The sequence below is a fragment of the Streptomyces sp. NPDC021093 genome (assembly GCF_044333135.1).
Lineage (GTDB): Bacteria > Actinomycetota > Actinomycetes > Streptomycetales > Streptomycetaceae > Streptomyces.
The window spans coordinates 179,190-193,248 of record NZ_JBIRQJ010000010.1; the positions used below are offsets into that span (position 1 = coordinate 179,190).

Consider the following 14,059-nt stretch of genomic DNA (forward strand, 5'->3'; position numbering starts at 1 on the left):
GCAAGCGAGGAGGCGGGCCCGAGCGCCGGGAGGACTACGGGCGGACTACTGGCGGCCTACTGGGGCTCGCCCTTCGCCTGCCGTGCGGCAACCCCCGCCGCCACCCGGGCACGGTGCCCCACCAGCCGCTCCCTGGCCTCCTGAAGCCGGGCGAGCCGCTCCTCGACCCCCGCCAACCGCCGCTCCGCCGCGTCCAGTTCGGCCGCGCAGCGCGGAGAATCCGCACGCGGGCGACCTAGACAGCCGGCTTCCAGATACCCCAGCACATCGCCCGTCGTGAGCCCGGAGGCAAGCAACTCCTTGATGTTCCGGGCGACTTCGACGGCATGCGCGTCGTACGTACGGTGCCCGTTGGCGTCCCGGTCGGGCGACAGCAGCCCCTGCTGCTCGTAGTGCCGCAGCGAGCGGGGGCTGGCACCCACGCGCGCCGCGAATTCTCCGATCCGCATCCTCGGCCGCTCCCTTTCCGTTCCCTCTCCGCTTCCGGTACGTCCTCGGCCCCACGGGGGACGTACAGGTCAAGGTCCGAGGCGGGGGTCGCATTCCCCCTGGGGCACCGTCGGGGACACCGTTTGTGTGCCGCAAAGCCGGAGGCCCTGCCGCCCGAAAGGACGGCAGGGCCTCTGACCTGCTGCTTCGCTGTGCCCCCGGCAGGATTCGAACCTGCGACACCAGCTTTAGGAGAGCTGTGCTCTATCCCCTGAGCTACGGAGGCGACACTGCCCCTGGGGGCAGCTCTGGACAGGTTAGCGGATGGAGGTGGTGGTCCGCTCGAAGGGGGAGGGGACGGGGAAGTAGGCGCCGAGGAAGGCGCGCAGGACGCGGTCCTGTTCGTCGGCGGGCACCTCGGCGTTCGCCGACTCGCCGATGCAGAACACGGTGTGGCTGCGGGCGGCGAGCAGGCGGCTGAGGCGGGTGTGGTGGGTGTAGTCGCCCGCGTTGATGAAGGAGCAGGAGAGGGTGGCGGGGGCGGAGCGGCCGGTGAGGTAGCCGTAGTGGTGGTGGAGCGAGGAGGCGACCGAGAGGTCGGTGTGGGCGCGGAAGCGGCTGGCGGCGGTGGTGGCGATCTCGGCGGGGAACTTCTCCGCGAGTTCGGCCAGGACGCTGCGGCGCAGGGGGTGCGGGGCGTGCAGGAAGCCGTGGGTGGCGGTGCGGCCGAAGGCTTCCTGGAGGAGGGTGCGGTTGTTCTTCGCGGCGGCGAAGTAGCCCTCGTCGTCGGGGGAGAGTGCGGACGGCGGGACCGCGGTGGGGGAGCGGAAGAAGTGCGCCTGGCCGTTGCTGTCGAAGAACGAGCGGGCGGTGACCGGGCGGCCCAGGAACACGTCGTCGTTGAAGTAGAGGAAGTGCTCCGAGAGGCCCTCGATGCGGTGCAGCTGGCTCTCGATGGCGTGGGAGTTGAACGTGGGGAGGGCCGAGGGGTCCGCGAAGAGCTCGCGGTGGGAGACGACCTTGACGTTCGGGTGCGCGGTGTCCAGCCAGGACGGGGTCTGGTCGTCGGTGACCAGGTAGACGTTGCGGACCCAGGGGGCGTACATGGCGAGGGAGCGCAGGGAGTAGCGGAGCTCGTCGCGGTTGCGGAAGCGGACGTCGCCGCTGTCCGCGTCGGCGTGGGCCGTGGCGCCGTCGGCCGGGGCGTGGCCCGCGTCGCTGCCCGCTGAGGCGTCCGTGTCGGCGTCCGGGGCGGGGCCGGTGGTCAGGCCCGCGTCGTGCCGGGCCCGGTCGCGGCGCTCGCGCCACTTCGGGTCGCTGTCGTCGACCCAGGTGTAGACGACGTCGACGGGGAAGTCGACGTCCCACATCAGGCGCTCGGTGAAGGCGGGCACCGTCGGGTGCTCGCGCTCGCCCACGCGCAGCGTCGCCGTCGGTTCCAGGGCGGGCAGCCGGGGGCCGAGCAGGGTGCTGCCGCGGGGGGCGCTGCGCCAGCCGGGGAGCTCTTCGTCCTCGGCGTTCAGGGTCCAGAACTCGACGGTGCAGCCGAAGGCGGGGCCGTAGCGCAGGGTGCGGCTCTCGGTCACCACCGGCTTGAAGACGCGTACGCCCGCGACGTCGCCGACCGTGCGCAGCCGCTCCGCGAGGACCGCGCCGGGGGCAGCGCCGCGCGGCGTGACCAGCTCGGCGTAGACGGGCTTGCCGTGCAGGTCGGCGGCGAGGGCGGCGAGCGCTTCCGTGCGGCGTTCGACCTCGACGGCGATGCGGTGCGAGGTGCCGTTGTCGCGCAGGACGACGAACGGGACGCCGTGCGCGGTCAGCGCGTCGGCGGCCAGCTCCAGGTTCCAGTCGGCCATGCGCGGGGCGAGGATGTCGTCGCGCACCTCGGCGAGCCGGCCGGCCGAGCGGACCAGGTTGCCGGAGCGGTCCTGCGCCTGGAGGAGGACCTCGCGGGCCTTCTGCTCGTCGGCGGAACCGGCGAGGACGCTGATGGGCGCGGCCACGTTGAAGCTGCGGCTGCCCCCGGCGGCGATCCGGCGGGCGGTGCGGTCGGCGCGCTCCGCGAGCCTGGCCGGGTCGTCGCGGCGGGCGACGAGGCGGCTGAAGAGCTCCTCCCAGCGGGCGGTGATCCGCTCCGCGCCGAACCGCTCGTGCACGCCCTCGCGGGCGGCCCTGCCGTACGCGAGGCGCGTGTCGTCGTCGGACATCAGCTTCGCCATGGCGACGGCGAGCGAGTCCTTGTCGCCCGCCGGGACGAGCAGGCCGTCGACGCCGTGGCGGACGATCTCGGCGGGTCCCGTCACGATGTCGTACGCGATGACGGGGACGCCCGCGGCGAAGACTTCGAGGAGCACGAGGGGGAACGCCTCGTTGCGGGAGGGCAGCATGGCGAGGCCCGCCTTGGCCCACTCCTGCTCCATGTCGGCACTGCGGCCCAGGAGTTGGACCCGGTCGTGCAGGGCGAGGCCGTCGATCAGGCGGCGCAGCCTGACCTCCTGCGGGCCGTCGCCGAAGATCCGCATCGTCCAGTCGGGGTGCTCGTGGGCGATCGAGGCGAACGCCTCGATGGCGTGGTCGAGCTGCTTCTCCGGGGTCATCCGGGCGGCCATGACGATCGACTTGTTGCCGAGGTCGGAGCGCGGACGGAAGCCGTCCGGAACGGCGTTGGGGATGGCGACCAGCTCGGGGGCCGACGCGCCGAGCGAGTCGGCGAACCAGTCGTTGGTGCGCTCGGTCAGCGAGACCAGCGCGTCGAAGCGCGGTGCGCAGACCAGCAGCGGCTCGCCACTGACGTCGCGCAGCTGGGAGGCGCGGTGCTCCTGGTGGACGGTGATCACCCGGGACGGCACCAGCTCGGCGGCGGCGGCCATCAGCGCGGGCGTGGTGGTGACCAGGACGTCGGTGTCGAGGGAGCCGAGCGCCGTCGACATCTCGATGTCGGTGAGCCGGTCGAAGGTCGACTCCCAGGAGGGCTTGATGATCTCGCTGGGGAGGGAGGCCAGGGTGCGGCAGGCCTTCTCGTCCAGGCCGCTCTCGCGCACCGGGCGGCCGTACGGGCCCGTGCGGTCGACGAGGTAGCGGCGGGGTATGGACCGGCCGGCCGTGAAGAAGGGCTCCGGCCGGGTCTTGAGGACGCTGATGACCTCGACCTCGTGGCGCGGCGCGAGGTGTGCCGCCTGGGTGTAGGTGGCCATCTCCGTGCCACCCATCTCGTCGCCCCAGGTGAGCAGGAACGTGATCTTCATCAGGCGGTTTCCTCGGTGGTGATGGCCGTGGGGGCGGTCGTGGCGGTCGGGGTGGTCCGCGGGGCGGCGGCCGCGGTGGTCGGGGTGGCCTGCGGGGCGATCGGCGCGCAGCTGACCGCGAGGTTTCCGGAGGCCGCGAGGTGCGCGTGCACGCGCAGCAGCGCGCCCTCCTCGGTGGCGATCGTCCGGAAGGGCGTACGGAACACCTTCTTGGGGTGGCGTACGTCGGTCAGCCGGCGTGCGATCCGGATGCGGGTCCGGCCGCGGCGCAGCTGGAGGTCCCACATCCGCTGGCTCTTCGAGCCGCGCGTCATCGCGTCCAGCGGTATGTCGAAGGTGAAGCGGTCGCCCTCCCAGCGCGGGGCGATGCGCACGCTCTGGCCCGACCCGCCGCGACGTACCGCCTCGGCCGTGAACTCCTGCTGCGGGGCCGAGCCGGCCAGCAGCCTGCCGTGCACCGTGATGCGGTCCCAGCGCAGGTCGAAGCCGAGCAGTTCGGCCTGTTCGCGCGGCCCGGTCACCTTGATCATGGCGTGGCCGTCGACCGAGCGGACGGGGCGGAAACCGGCGCCGGTGGTGGCGCTCTGCGGGTGCGGGAGGGTGGGTCCTTCGACGCTTCGGGAGGCGGGGTCGGCCACCGAGTAACGGCTCTCGTGTCCCGTGGCGTCGGTCGTGATCACCGTCAACCGCCACACCCCGTCGGTGAGTTGCGGTCCCGGCGCGGCCGGGTCGTCGTGCCGGGCGTGCCGCAGCGACGCGGTGCCGGTGAGGAGGAGGCCCTCGGGGTGCCGCTCCAGGTCGAGCGGGACGCTCTGGCTGCGGCCCCGGTGCTCCAGCAGGAGGCGGGCCCGGACCGGGGGCGTGGCCGGATGCGGGCACGGCAGCGCGAGGTTGAGGGTGCGGCCGGAGAGGACGGAGAGGTGGACCGGGCGCAGTACGGGGCGGGGCACCACGCGGGCGCCGAGTGCCGGAACCGTGTTGATCCGCTCGACGCGGCGGCGGACGCGGCCGGCGGTGCGCCGGGCGCGCTTGGCGGCGGCCACGGCATGGGACAGCAGGGCATCACTCATGATCTTCGGTCATCTCTCCTCCTGGCCCCTTCACGACCTGCGGGGCCAGGGCATCGTGTCAAGGCCCCGGGGGCCCGGCAAATCTGAGGTTCTGTCCAATTTCCCCGGTCGGCAGCCCGATCGGAAGAGTGATTCAGATCACTGGTGCAAAAGGGAGCGAGCACGCTGTGAACTCACTCTCACCTTTGGGTGAACGCCTGAGATGCAAAAGTGGTCAGTGCGTTTCATTTGTAGAGTTTAGGTGAAGAGGGGGAACGGCTGCCCTCGGTGACCGAGTGGGGCGAGGGCATGAAGCAGATCGAGGACGCGAGGTCGGTGGAACCGACCGGGCAGGGCACGGGGGGCGACTCCGCCGCCGTGGCCGCCACGGGGTCCGGCCCTGCTGCCCCTGCCGACCCTGTCGCACCAGCTGTTTCCGTTGCCCCCGCTGCGGCCGCGCCGGTCGCTCCCGGTGTGGTCCCCGGCTCCACCGGCGGTGTCAACACTGAGGCGTCCCCGCTCGTGGCCGTCTACCGCAAGGTCACCCCCAAGCGGCTGCGCCGCGCGATAGCCGGGCGGTACTCGCCCGAGATGCGCCGCGGCATCAAGAGGGCGGTCAGTGCGGCGACCGTCGTACAGAGCGTCCACCAGGTGCGCAACGCACGGCTCAGTGCCCAGCACCGCCCGCTGATCGACGGCTCCGGGGGTGTGGTGCTCGCCTTCGACGGACGGCCGCGCATCGCGTTCGTCGAGGAGCGGCTCTCGCCGCAGGCCGCCCGCCGCGCCAATCTGACCGCCGTCACCGCCGCCCTGGAGGGCGCCGGGATCGACTACTTCTGCGTACGGGGCCAGGAGTACGGCCAGGACCACGGCCAGCACCGCGGCCAGGGGAGGAGCGGGGCGCCCGAGCCCCGCGGAACCACCGTCGCCGTGGCCGTACGGGACAGGGCCCGGGCGCTCGACGCCCTCCAGGAACTGTGCCGCACGGTGCCCGGCTACTTCGGGGCGCACGGGGAGGACGGGCGGCGCACCGTTCCCGCCTACCGGCCGGCCGGCTGGAAGCGGTACGCGGGCGCGAAGTCGCTGCACCTGTTCTGGTACCGCACCGAGGCGTCGCGACGTCTCGTGCTGGGTCCGGAGTTCGGCTGCGACATCGAGTTCTGGAAGCAGGAGGGCGACCGGCTGACCGCTCCGCGCCGCAACGCCATCACCGAGTCCGTACCCGTGGACGGGGAATCCGTACAGGTGCCCGTCGCCACGTTCGCGGCCCCCTTCGGGACGCGCGACGTCTCGCGGACGACGGTGCGGACGCGGCCGGAGTTCGGCGCGCTCACCCCGCACGACATCACCTTCCCCGTCGACGTCGTCTACACCTGGGTGGACGGCTCCGACCCGGCGTGGATCGAGCGGCGGGCGGGCGTCACCGGCAGCGCCTACCACGAGGAGGCGGCGAACGCCGCGCGCTACGCCAACCACGACGAACTGCGCTACTCGCTGAGGTCGCTGGAGATGTACGCGCCCTGGGTGCGCACCGTGTACCTGGTGACGGACGACCAGACCCCGGCCTGGCTGGACACCTCGCAGCCGGGCATCGAGGTCGTCTCCCACCGCGAGATGTTCTCCGACACCTCGGTGCTTCCGACGTTCAACTCGCACGCCATCGAGAGCCAGCTGCACCGCATCGAGGGCCTCTCGGAGCAGTTCCTCTACTTCAACGACGACGTCTTCCTGGGCGCCGAGGCCTCCCCGCGGGACTTCTTCTTCGCCAACGGGCTCACCAAGTTCTTCCCCTCGCCCGCCCTGGTCCCGCTCGGCCCGCCCAGCGCGGACGACGTCCCCGTGTCCGTCGCGGGCAAGAACAACCGCGCCCTCATAGAGGAGCGCTTCGGCACCACCCCCGTCGGCAAGATGCGGCACGTCCCGCACGCCCTCAGCCGGTCCGTACTGGCGGAGATCGAGGTGGAGTTCGCCGAGCAGCACCGGGCGACCGCCGCACAGCGCTTCCGCAGCAGCGAGGACATCGCCATCCCGTCCTCGCTCGCCCACTACTACGCCTTCCACACCCGGCGCGCACTGCCCGACGACATCGAGTACGCCTACATCGACGTCTCGCTGCCGAACGCGGCCAACCGGCTCGACCGGCTGCTCCTCAACCGTGACAAGAGCGTGTTCTGCCTCAACGACACGCTCTCCACGGAGGACGACTTCGACCGGAGCACCGCACTGCTGCGCCCGTTCCTGCAGACGTACTTCCCGGTGCCCGGACGGTACGAACTGCCGTCCTGACGCCGCCCCTTCCGACGAAGCCCCCTCCCTGCGTAGCCCTCCCGACGTAGCCCTTGTGGCGCCGTCCTTCCCCGTTCCCGGAGGAATCCCGCCTTGCGTACCCAGCCCTCCCGGCGCGCCGTCGTCGCCGGTCTCGTCGCGCTGACCGCGGCGGGGTGCAGCAGCACCACGATGGGTGCGGGGACGGTGCCCGTGCAGGCCGTCAGGCGCGGGGCCGTGAGCGAGGCCGAGGACGGCTCGGGCGGCAGCCGGGTCATGCAGATCCTCGCCCACCCGGACGACGACCTGTACTTCATGAACCCCGAGGTGAACCAGACGATCGACGCCAACGACCAGCTCGTCAGCGTCTATCTGAACAGCGGCGAGAGCTTCGGCCGCAACAAGGTCCCCGGCGGGCCGAAGCCCGTGCCCGACGTCCCCGGATACGCGGGCGCCCGCCGCCAGGGGCTGCGCCAGGCGTACGGACTCATGGCCACCGGCGACGTGCGCGCGCCCTGGACCACCCGGGCCGAGGAACTGCCCGACGGCACCCTCATAGAGGTGAACGTCCTCGACGGCCACCCCGGCATCCGGCTGGTGTTCCTCGGAGTGCGCCAGCACCTCGGTGCGGCGCACACGGCCAAGCGCGGGCTGAAGGACCTGTGGGCCGACCCCACCATGGTCACCAGCACGCTGCCCAGCACGGGTTCCCCGGTCACCGTCTCCCACCGGGTGACCCGGGCGAGCCTGACCGACACCCTGGTGCACCTGCTCGACCAGTACCGGCCCACGCTCGTACGGACCCTGGACCCCGACCCGGACATGCAGGTCCACGACGCCACGCACCGCATCAGGCACGACCAGCCCGGCTACTCCGACCACCCCGACCACACGGCAGCGGCCCTGTTCGCCCACGCCGCGCTCGCCCGCTACCGGGGCCCGGGCAACGGCGTCCCGTACCTGGTCACCGCCTACCGCGGCTACTACAGCGAGCGCTGGCCCGCCAACCTGCCCCGCAAGCTGATCCGCAGCAAGGGCGACGCCCTCAACGCCTACGGCGGCGCCCCGGACACCTGCGACTTCGCGGCGGGCTGCGGCGACTACGACGTCGGCAGCAACCGTTCGTACAAGACCCGCTGGCTGCGCACCACCTCCCTGCGGTACCCGACGGCGGCCCCGCAGCTGGGCCAGGACGCGGGCGGGCGGCTGACCGCGTTCGCCGTGCTCGGCGGGCAGGCGGCCATGTGGCAGGAGTCCGCGCGGGGCAGCGGCGACTGGTCGCGGGCCCGGCTGCTCGGCGGCGACGGGCTGCTGCCCGGGCTGACCGCCACGCTCACCAAGGACGGCCGCTGGCAGCTGTACGCCGAGCGGATCGCCGCCCTGGGCGCGAAGCCCAAGGACAACCGGCGGGAGATCGTCACGGCCGAACAGGCGCGCAAGGGCGGTCCGTTCGGCGCCTGGGCGTCGCTCGGCGCCCCCGACCGCGCACCGGACCGGGGCCGCCGGGTGGGCGGCCCCGTCGTGGCCCGCGCGGGGGACGGCACCACCTGGCTGTTCGTACGGGACTGGGCCAAGGGCGTGGCCTGCCGGCAGCGGCGTGCCGACGGACGCTGGACGCCGTGGAAGGACCTCGGCGGCTCCGACGTGCAGGAAGGGCTGAGCGCTGTCACCGACAGCAAGGGGTGCGTCCACGTCTTCGGCAGCGGGCACGACACCATGCACTACTGGCGTCAGGAGGAGCCCGGTGGGCCCTTCGTCTTTGTCCTGACAAACCTTCCGGGGCCGGGAGATCCGCCGACCGCACTGTTGCGCCCGGACGGATCGCTCCTCCTGGCGTACCGCGAGGCGAAGACGGCGATCCCGCTCGTGCACACCCTGCAGGCGGGCGGAGACTCGTGGCGGACCGAGCGCACCGGCCTGGTCGCCCGCGGGTACGGCGCGCTCGCCCTGCACTCCCTGCGCGGCGGCGGAGTCCTCCTCGCCGCCCGCAACAACGACGGCAGCACCAGCCTGGCCACCCTGCTGACCCGGTCGGCCCCGCGCTGGAGCACGGCGGCAGGGGCGGCGGTCGCCGCGGTGTCCCTGGCCGCCGACGCCACCGGAAGCGTCGTCCTCGCCCGGCTGGGCCCGGACGCGACACTGCGGACGGCGGTCGTCGCCCCCGGGTGAAAGCGGTGGCGGGCGGCGGCGGGCTTCGCGAAGGCGCCGACTGCCCCCGGGTGATGCGGGCCCGGTCTACCCCCGGGTGATGCGGACCCGGTGGTTCCCTGCCTCGTCCTGGTCCAGTACGTCGACGCGGACCCGGCGCTCCTTGTCCGTGAAGGACGTACCGGGTGCGAACGGTGCGTCGGAGAGCTCCAGGTGGACGTTGGGGCGGCGGGTGCAGCCGCCGCTGTCGCGTTCGCTGTCGGCGACCGTGATGGGGCCGTTGCCGGTGTCCACGTCCGCGTCGACCCGGTAGACGAGGACGCCGGGCTTGCAGACCGCGTCGTCGTTGCCGCCGCGGGTGCGGACCTCGATCGCGTACCCCGTCTTGTCGGAGAGCGGTACGAAGGCGAGCTTGCGGCTGCCGGTCGGGGAGGACAGCGGGGCGAGGGTGAGTTCGGTGCTGCCGGTGCCGGTGGCGCAGCCGATCTGGCGGCTGTCGAGCCAGCCGAGCTTCCACTTGTGCCAGCCGAGCAGGTCGTTGTTGGCCCCCCAGTCCTCGGACATGATGTCCCAGTGGCCGACGGAGGCGCCGCCGTCCGTGGTGTACAGGTCGGGCAGGCCGAAGACGTGGCCGTTCTCGTGGGGGAGCACGCGGAAGCCGGTCTCCGAGTAGCTGCCGGAGCCGTCGTCCTGGCGGCTGTAGACGAACGAGGTGTTGGCCAGCGGGACGCCGTCGGCGACCGGGGCCTCGTGGTTGCCGGAGAACGTCACGGACAGGACCGTGTCGAGGGCGGAGGGGCCCGCGTTCGGGGTGACCAGGATGTTCACCAAGTCGTAGGCGGAGAAGTCCACTTGAGGGTCGGCGGTGGCGACGATGTCCTGCACGAGCTGTTCGTATCCCGGCTCGAAGGGGGCACCGCGCTCTATCCCGTACTCGGCGAAGGGGAGCGGCATCCGCAGCCAGTCGGTGACCGGGGCCTCGGGGACGTAGCGCAGCCGCCCGTAGCTGCTGGTCTCGAACCAGGCGGCGGTCTGCGGGGCGAACTCCTGGAAGCGGTCGAGGGCGCGGCCCTGACCGGGCGCGTCCGAGAAGTCGATCATCAGGTTGAGGGCGCGGACCTCGCCGGTCGAGCGCGTGTAGCCGGACGGGGTGGGCATCCCCTCCGACAGCTGTACGCCCCGGGTGCCCGCTATGCGGCAGGGCCGGACCGAGGCTTCGGCGGCTTCCGCCGAGCCGGGCGGACCGGCGGGCTCCGGCTGTGTGCGGACCTGGCCCGAGGTGTCCGAGGCGGCCTTGGCGCGGAGGGTTCCGGCCGGTCCGGGGGAGACGTGGCCGGAGTCCCCGAGGGGAGTGCTGGCCGAGGTCACCGCGGCGAGGGTGAGGGCCGCCACGGCAGCGAAGGTGAGGGCGCGGCGAGGGGCTCGGGCGTGGCGGAGGCCGCCCGCTCCGGCGCGGTGCGGGCCACCGGCGCCGGTGCCGTGAGGGCCGCCGGTCCCGGTGCTGTGCGGGCCACCGGCTCCGGCGTGGCGGTCGCCGGTTATGCCGGGGCGGGGGCGCGGCTGCTGCATGGGAATCGCCTTCCGCTCCATGCAGCCCTGCCCGTTCTGTCCCGGACAGTCCCGACTGCTCCTGTTCGCCCACCCTCCGGCGGGGCGCACGGGGTCGCTCGCTGGGTGGGCCGATGGTGGGGCGGCTTGTGATCCAGGTCACATGGCTGTGTGGAAATAACCGGGGAGCTGCTCCCCGTTTACATCTGTGTCCGCACGAAGTGGGGAGAGCGTCCCCGTTTCGGCGGCAGAGACCGGCAAGGACCGGCAGAGACCGGCAGAGCACAGAGAGTCGAAGGAGAGTCGTGGTGGCCAGCGAAACCGACACCCCCGTCGCGCAGCGGCGCATCCCGCGTCCGCGCGCCGATGCCCTGCGCAACCGGGAGCGGATCGTTGCCGCGGCGCGCGAGATGTTCGTGGAGCAGGGGCCCGAGGTGCCGCTCGACGAGATCGCACGGCGCGCGGTCGTCGGGAACGCCACGCTCTACCGTCACTTCACGGACCGCAAGGACCTGATCCACGAGGTGGTGCTGTCGGTGCTGTCCCGCACCGCCGAGCGCGCCGAGGCCGCGGTCCTGGCGGCCGCCCAGGAGGGCAGCGACCCCTTCGAGGCCGTGCGGCGCTTCGTCCACGAGGCGGCCGCCGAGCGGATCGGGGCGCTGTGCCCCATGCTGTCCGAAGGGTTCGACCAGAACCACGAGGACCTGATGGCCGGGCGCGAACGCCTCGAAGCGGCCGTCGGGGACCTCATGGACCGGGCCAGGAAGGCCGGCCGTCTCCGCGCCGACGTCGCCGTCGGAGACCTCATGGTGGCGCTGTCCCAGCTCACCCGCCCGCTGCCCGGCAGCGGCTGTCTGAACTTCGACCAGTTCGTCCACCGTCATCTGCAGCTGTTCCTCGACGGGCTCGAAGCGCCCGCACGCTCCGTTCTCCCTGGCAGCGCGGCAACCCTGGAAGACCTCCGTCGACCACAGTGACGGCCCGGCCACGCCCCGAGCCCCAGTAACGGCCCCGCTGTTCGCCAGACCCCGGTGACAGCTCCGGCCGTCCGCCAGACCCCAGTGACAGCTCCGGCTGTGCCCCAGACCCCAGTAGTGGCTCCGGCCGTGCCCTAAAAGCAGTGCGGCTTACGTCCGTTTTCGTGCCTTTCGCATCCCTAGGTGGCTCCTCCCATGCCAAAAATAGACACTTCCCCCTCCCGATCCGGTGAGTCGATACCCGACCCCAACCGCTGGAAGGCGCTCGTCTTCATCGCGCTCGCCCAGCTGATGGTGGTTCTGGACGCGACGATCGTGAACATCGCGCTCCCGTCCGCCCAGCAGGACCTCGGCATCTCCGACGCCAACCGGCAGTGGGTCATCACGGCCTACGCGCTGGCCTTCGGCGGACTGCTCCTCTTCGGCGGACGCCTCGCCGACCTGTGGGGGCGCAAGCGCACCTTCGTCGTCGGCCTGGTCGGCTTCGCCGCCGCCTCGGCCCTCGGCGGCGCCGCGACGAGCGAGGCCATGATGCTCGGCTCGCGCGCCCTGCAAGGTCTCTTCGGCGCCCTGCTCGCACCCGCCGCGCTCTCCCTCCTCGCGGTGACCTTCACCGACGTCAAGGAGCGCGCCAAGGCGTTCGGCATCTTCGGCGCCATCGCGGGCGGCGGCGGTGCGGTCGGCCTGATCCTGGGCGGCTTCCTCACCGAGTACCTCAACTGGCGCTGGACGTTCTTCGTCAACATCCCCTTCGCCGTGGTCGCAGCCCTGGGCGCGTACCTCTTCATCCGTGAGCCGGCCGGCAGCCGCAACCGCTCGCCGCTCGACATCCCCGGCGTGGTCCTCTCCACCCTCGGTCTGGTGTCCCTCGTGTACGGCTTCACGCGCGCCGAGGGCGACGGCTGGCTGGCCGGGTCGACGCTGGGCCTGTTCGCCGCCGCGGTGGTTCTGCTGGCCGCCTTCGTGGCCGTCGAGGCACGGGTGAAGCACCCGCTGCTGCCGCTGCGCGTCCTGCTGGAGCGCAACCGGGGCGGGGTTTACCTCTCGCTCGGCCTCGCCGTCATCTCGATGTTCGGGCTGTTCCTGTTCCTGACGTACTACCTGCAGATCGTGAAGGGCTACTCGCCGGTCATGACCGGCTTCGCCTTCCTGCCGATGATCGCGGGCATGATCACGGGCTCCACCCAGATCGGCGCCCGTCTGATGACCCGGGTTCCGCCCCGCCTCTTGATGGGTCCCGGATTCCTGGTCGCCGCACTCGGCATGCTGCTGCTGACGCAGCTGGAGATCGGTTCCTCGTACGCCGGTCTGATCCTGCCCGCGCAGCTGCTGCTGGGCCTCGGCATGGGTACGGCGTTCATGCCGGCCATGTCGCTCGCCACGCACGGCGTCGAGGCGCGGGACGCGGGTGTCGCGTCGGCCATGGTCAACACCTCGCAGCAGGTGGGCGGCGCGATCGGCACCGCCCTGCTGAACACCATCGCGGCGAGCGCCACCACCGCGTACGTCGCGGCGAACGCGGCCGGTGCGACCAACGAGCAGCTGCTCCAGGCGCAGGCCATGGTGCACGGCTACGCCAGTGCCATCTGGTGGGCGGTCGGCATCCTGGTCGTCTCGGCGGCCATCGCGCTGACCCTGATCACCACCGGGCGGCCGGGCACCACCACGGTGGGCTCCGGCACCGGTGACGGTGAGGGCGTCGAGGACGAGGTGCGCATCCCCGTCGTCGCGCACTGATCCTTCGGTTCTCCGAAGCTCCCGGGTCCGCCCTGGTTCCGCGGGCTCCCGGGTCCGCCCTGGTTCCGCCGGCCCCCCGGATCTGCCCTGGTTCCGCCGCTCAGCGGAGCCAGGGCAGATCCGCGCCCGTACCTGTCGGCTCAAGGCCGTCGGCGATGACGCACATGATCTCGCCGAGCTGGCGCACCTGCTCCTCGCTGAGCCGGTCGAACATGGCTTTTCGTACGAGTGACACGTGTTCCGGCGCGGCATCTTTGAGGACGGCGTAACCCTCCTCCGTGAGGACCGCGTTCTGGCCGCGCTTGTCGGAGGCGCAGTCCTGGCGGCGCACCCAGCCGTTCCTCTCCAGCCGGGCGACGGCGTGCGAGAGCCGCGAGCGGGTGATCTTCGCGTGCTTCGCCAGCTCCGTCATCCGCAGTCTGCGGTCCGGCGCCTGGGCGAGCTGCACGAGCAACCCGTAGTACATGTGCGGCATCCCCGCGTCGCGCTGCAACTGGCGGTCGAGGGTGTCGTCGAGGAGGGTCGTGGCGTGGACGTACGCACGCCAGACGCGCTGCTCCTCACCGCTGAGCCAGCGCTGCTCCGGCTCCGGTGCGGGCGCCGCCACTTCTTTGTGGGCCGCGTTCTTCTGTGTGCTCATGCACTCCACTGTAGAGCTCCT

Annotated in this window: 9 protein-coding genes and 1 tRNA gene; 4 read left to right on the forward strand and 6 right to left on the reverse strand. The window is 72.2% G+C overall.

The window, feature by feature from the left end; genetic code table 11:
- Window positions 1–56: 56 nt before the first annotated feature.
- The 4 genes from ACH4SP_RS30260 to ACH4SP_RS30275 all read right to left on the reverse strand — a co-directional run bounded on the left by ACH4SP_RS30260 (window position 57) and on the right by ACH4SP_RS30275 (window position 4,744).
- Window positions 57–449, reverse strand: a complete 393-nt coding sequence (locus tag ACH4SP_RS30260; protein ID WP_398419435.1) for a MerR family transcriptional regulator — start codon at window positions 447–449, stop codon at window positions 57–59.
- 193 nt (window positions 450–642) lie between these two features.
- Window positions 643–715, reverse strand: a tRNA-Arg gene (locus ACH4SP_RS30265).
- A 31-nt stretch (window positions 716–746) separates the two neighbouring features.
- Window positions 747–3,674 (reverse strand): stealth conserved region 3 domain-containing protein, encoded by a 2,928-nt coding sequence (locus ACH4SP_RS30270; protein ID WP_398419437.1) that lies wholly within the window; start codon window positions 3,672–3,674, stop codon window positions 747–749.
- Window positions 3,674–4,744 (reverse strand): hypothetical protein, encoded by a 1,071-nt coding sequence (locus ACH4SP_RS30275; RefSeq protein ID WP_398419439.1) that lies wholly within the window; start codon window positions 4,742–4,744, stop codon window positions 3,674–3,676. The genes ACH4SP_RS30270 and ACH4SP_RS30275 overlap by 1 nt, the downstream gene beginning before the upstream one ends.
- Before the next feature lie 288 nt (window positions 4,745–5,032).
- Between ACH4SP_RS30275 and ACH4SP_RS30280 the strand changes: the two genes are divergently transcribed.
- Window positions 5,033–7,009, forward strand: coding sequence for a stealth family protein (locus ACH4SP_RS30280; protein ID WP_398419441.1), 1,977 nt, complete (start codon window positions 5,033–5,035; stop codon window positions 7,007–7,009).
- A gap of 93 nt (window positions 7,010–7,102) precedes the next feature.
- Window positions 7,103–9,157 carry a PIG-L family deacetylase gene (locus ACH4SP_RS30285; RefSeq protein WP_398419443.1) on the forward strand — a complete coding sequence of 685 codons (2,055 nt, stop codon included), beginning with the start codon at window positions 7,103–7,105 and terminating at the stop codon, window positions 9,155–9,157.
- Between the two features lie 66 nt (window positions 9,158–9,223).
- Here ACH4SP_RS30285 and ACH4SP_RS30290 read toward each other — a convergent pair whose 3' ends face one another.
- Window positions 9,224–10,705 (reverse strand): M6 family metalloprotease domain-containing protein, encoded by a 1,482-nt coding sequence (locus ACH4SP_RS30290; RefSeq protein WP_398419444.1) that lies wholly within the window; start codon window positions 10,703–10,705, stop codon window positions 9,224–9,226.
- A 287-nt stretch (window positions 10,706–10,992) separates the two neighbouring features.
- On the opposite strand from ACH4SP_RS30290, the gene ACH4SP_RS30295 reads away from it, so the two are divergent.
- Together ACH4SP_RS30295 and ACH4SP_RS30300 are read left to right on the forward strand one after the other, a co-directional pair.
- Window positions 10,993–11,661, forward strand: coding sequence for a TetR/AcrR family transcriptional regulator (locus ACH4SP_RS30295; protein ID WP_398419446.1), 669 nt, complete (start codon window positions 10,993–10,995; stop codon window positions 11,659–11,661).
- A 195-nt stretch (window positions 11,662–11,856) separates the two neighbouring features.
- Window positions 11,857–13,398, forward strand: a complete 1,542-nt coding sequence (locus tag ACH4SP_RS30300; protein ID WP_398419448.1) for an MFS transporter — start codon at window positions 11,857–11,859, stop codon at window positions 13,396–13,398.
- A 100-nt stretch (window positions 13,399–13,498) separates the two neighbouring features.
- Here the strand turns inward: ACH4SP_RS30300 and ACH4SP_RS30305 are convergent, their stop codons facing one another.
- Window positions 13,499–14,038 (reverse strand): MarR family winged helix-turn-helix transcriptional regulator, encoded by a 540-nt coding sequence (locus tag ACH4SP_RS30305; protein ID WP_398419450.1) that lies wholly within the window; start codon window positions 14,036–14,038, stop codon window positions 13,499–13,501.
- Window positions 14,039–14,059: the final 21 nt, after the last annotated feature.

What these genes read in the sequence shown, in the direction of transcription:
- ACH4SP_RS30300 (WP_398419448.1), top strand. Translation starts at nt 11,857, where the DNA reads ATGCCAAAAATAGACACTTCCCCCTCCCGATCCGGTGAGTCGATACCC.
- ACH4SP_RS30260 (WP_398419435.1), bottom strand. Translation starts at nt 449, where the DNA reads ATGCGGATCGGAGAATTCGCGGCGCGCGTGGGTGCCAGCCCCCGCTCG.
- ACH4SP_RS30290 (WP_398419444.1), bottom strand. Translation starts at nt 10,705, where the DNA reads ATGCAGCAGCCGCGCCCCCGCCCCGGCATAACCGGCGACCGCCACGCC.
- ACH4SP_RS30280 (WP_398419441.1), top strand. Translation starts at nt 5,033, where the DNA reads ATGAAGCAGATCGAGGACGCGAGGTCGGTGGAACCGACCGGGCAGGGC.
- ACH4SP_RS30305 (WP_398419450.1), bottom strand. Translation starts at nt 14,038, where the DNA reads ATGAGCACACAGAAGAACGCGGCCCACAAAGAAGTGGCGGCGCCCGCA.
- ACH4SP_RS30275 (WP_398419439.1), bottom strand. Translation starts at nt 4,744, where the DNA reads ATGAGTGATGCCCTGCTGTCCCATGCCGTGGCCGCCGCCAAGCGCGCC.
- ACH4SP_RS30270 (WP_398419437.1), bottom strand. Translation starts at nt 3,674, where the DNA reads ATGAAGATCACGTTCCTGCTCACCTGGGGCGACGAGATGGGTGGCACG.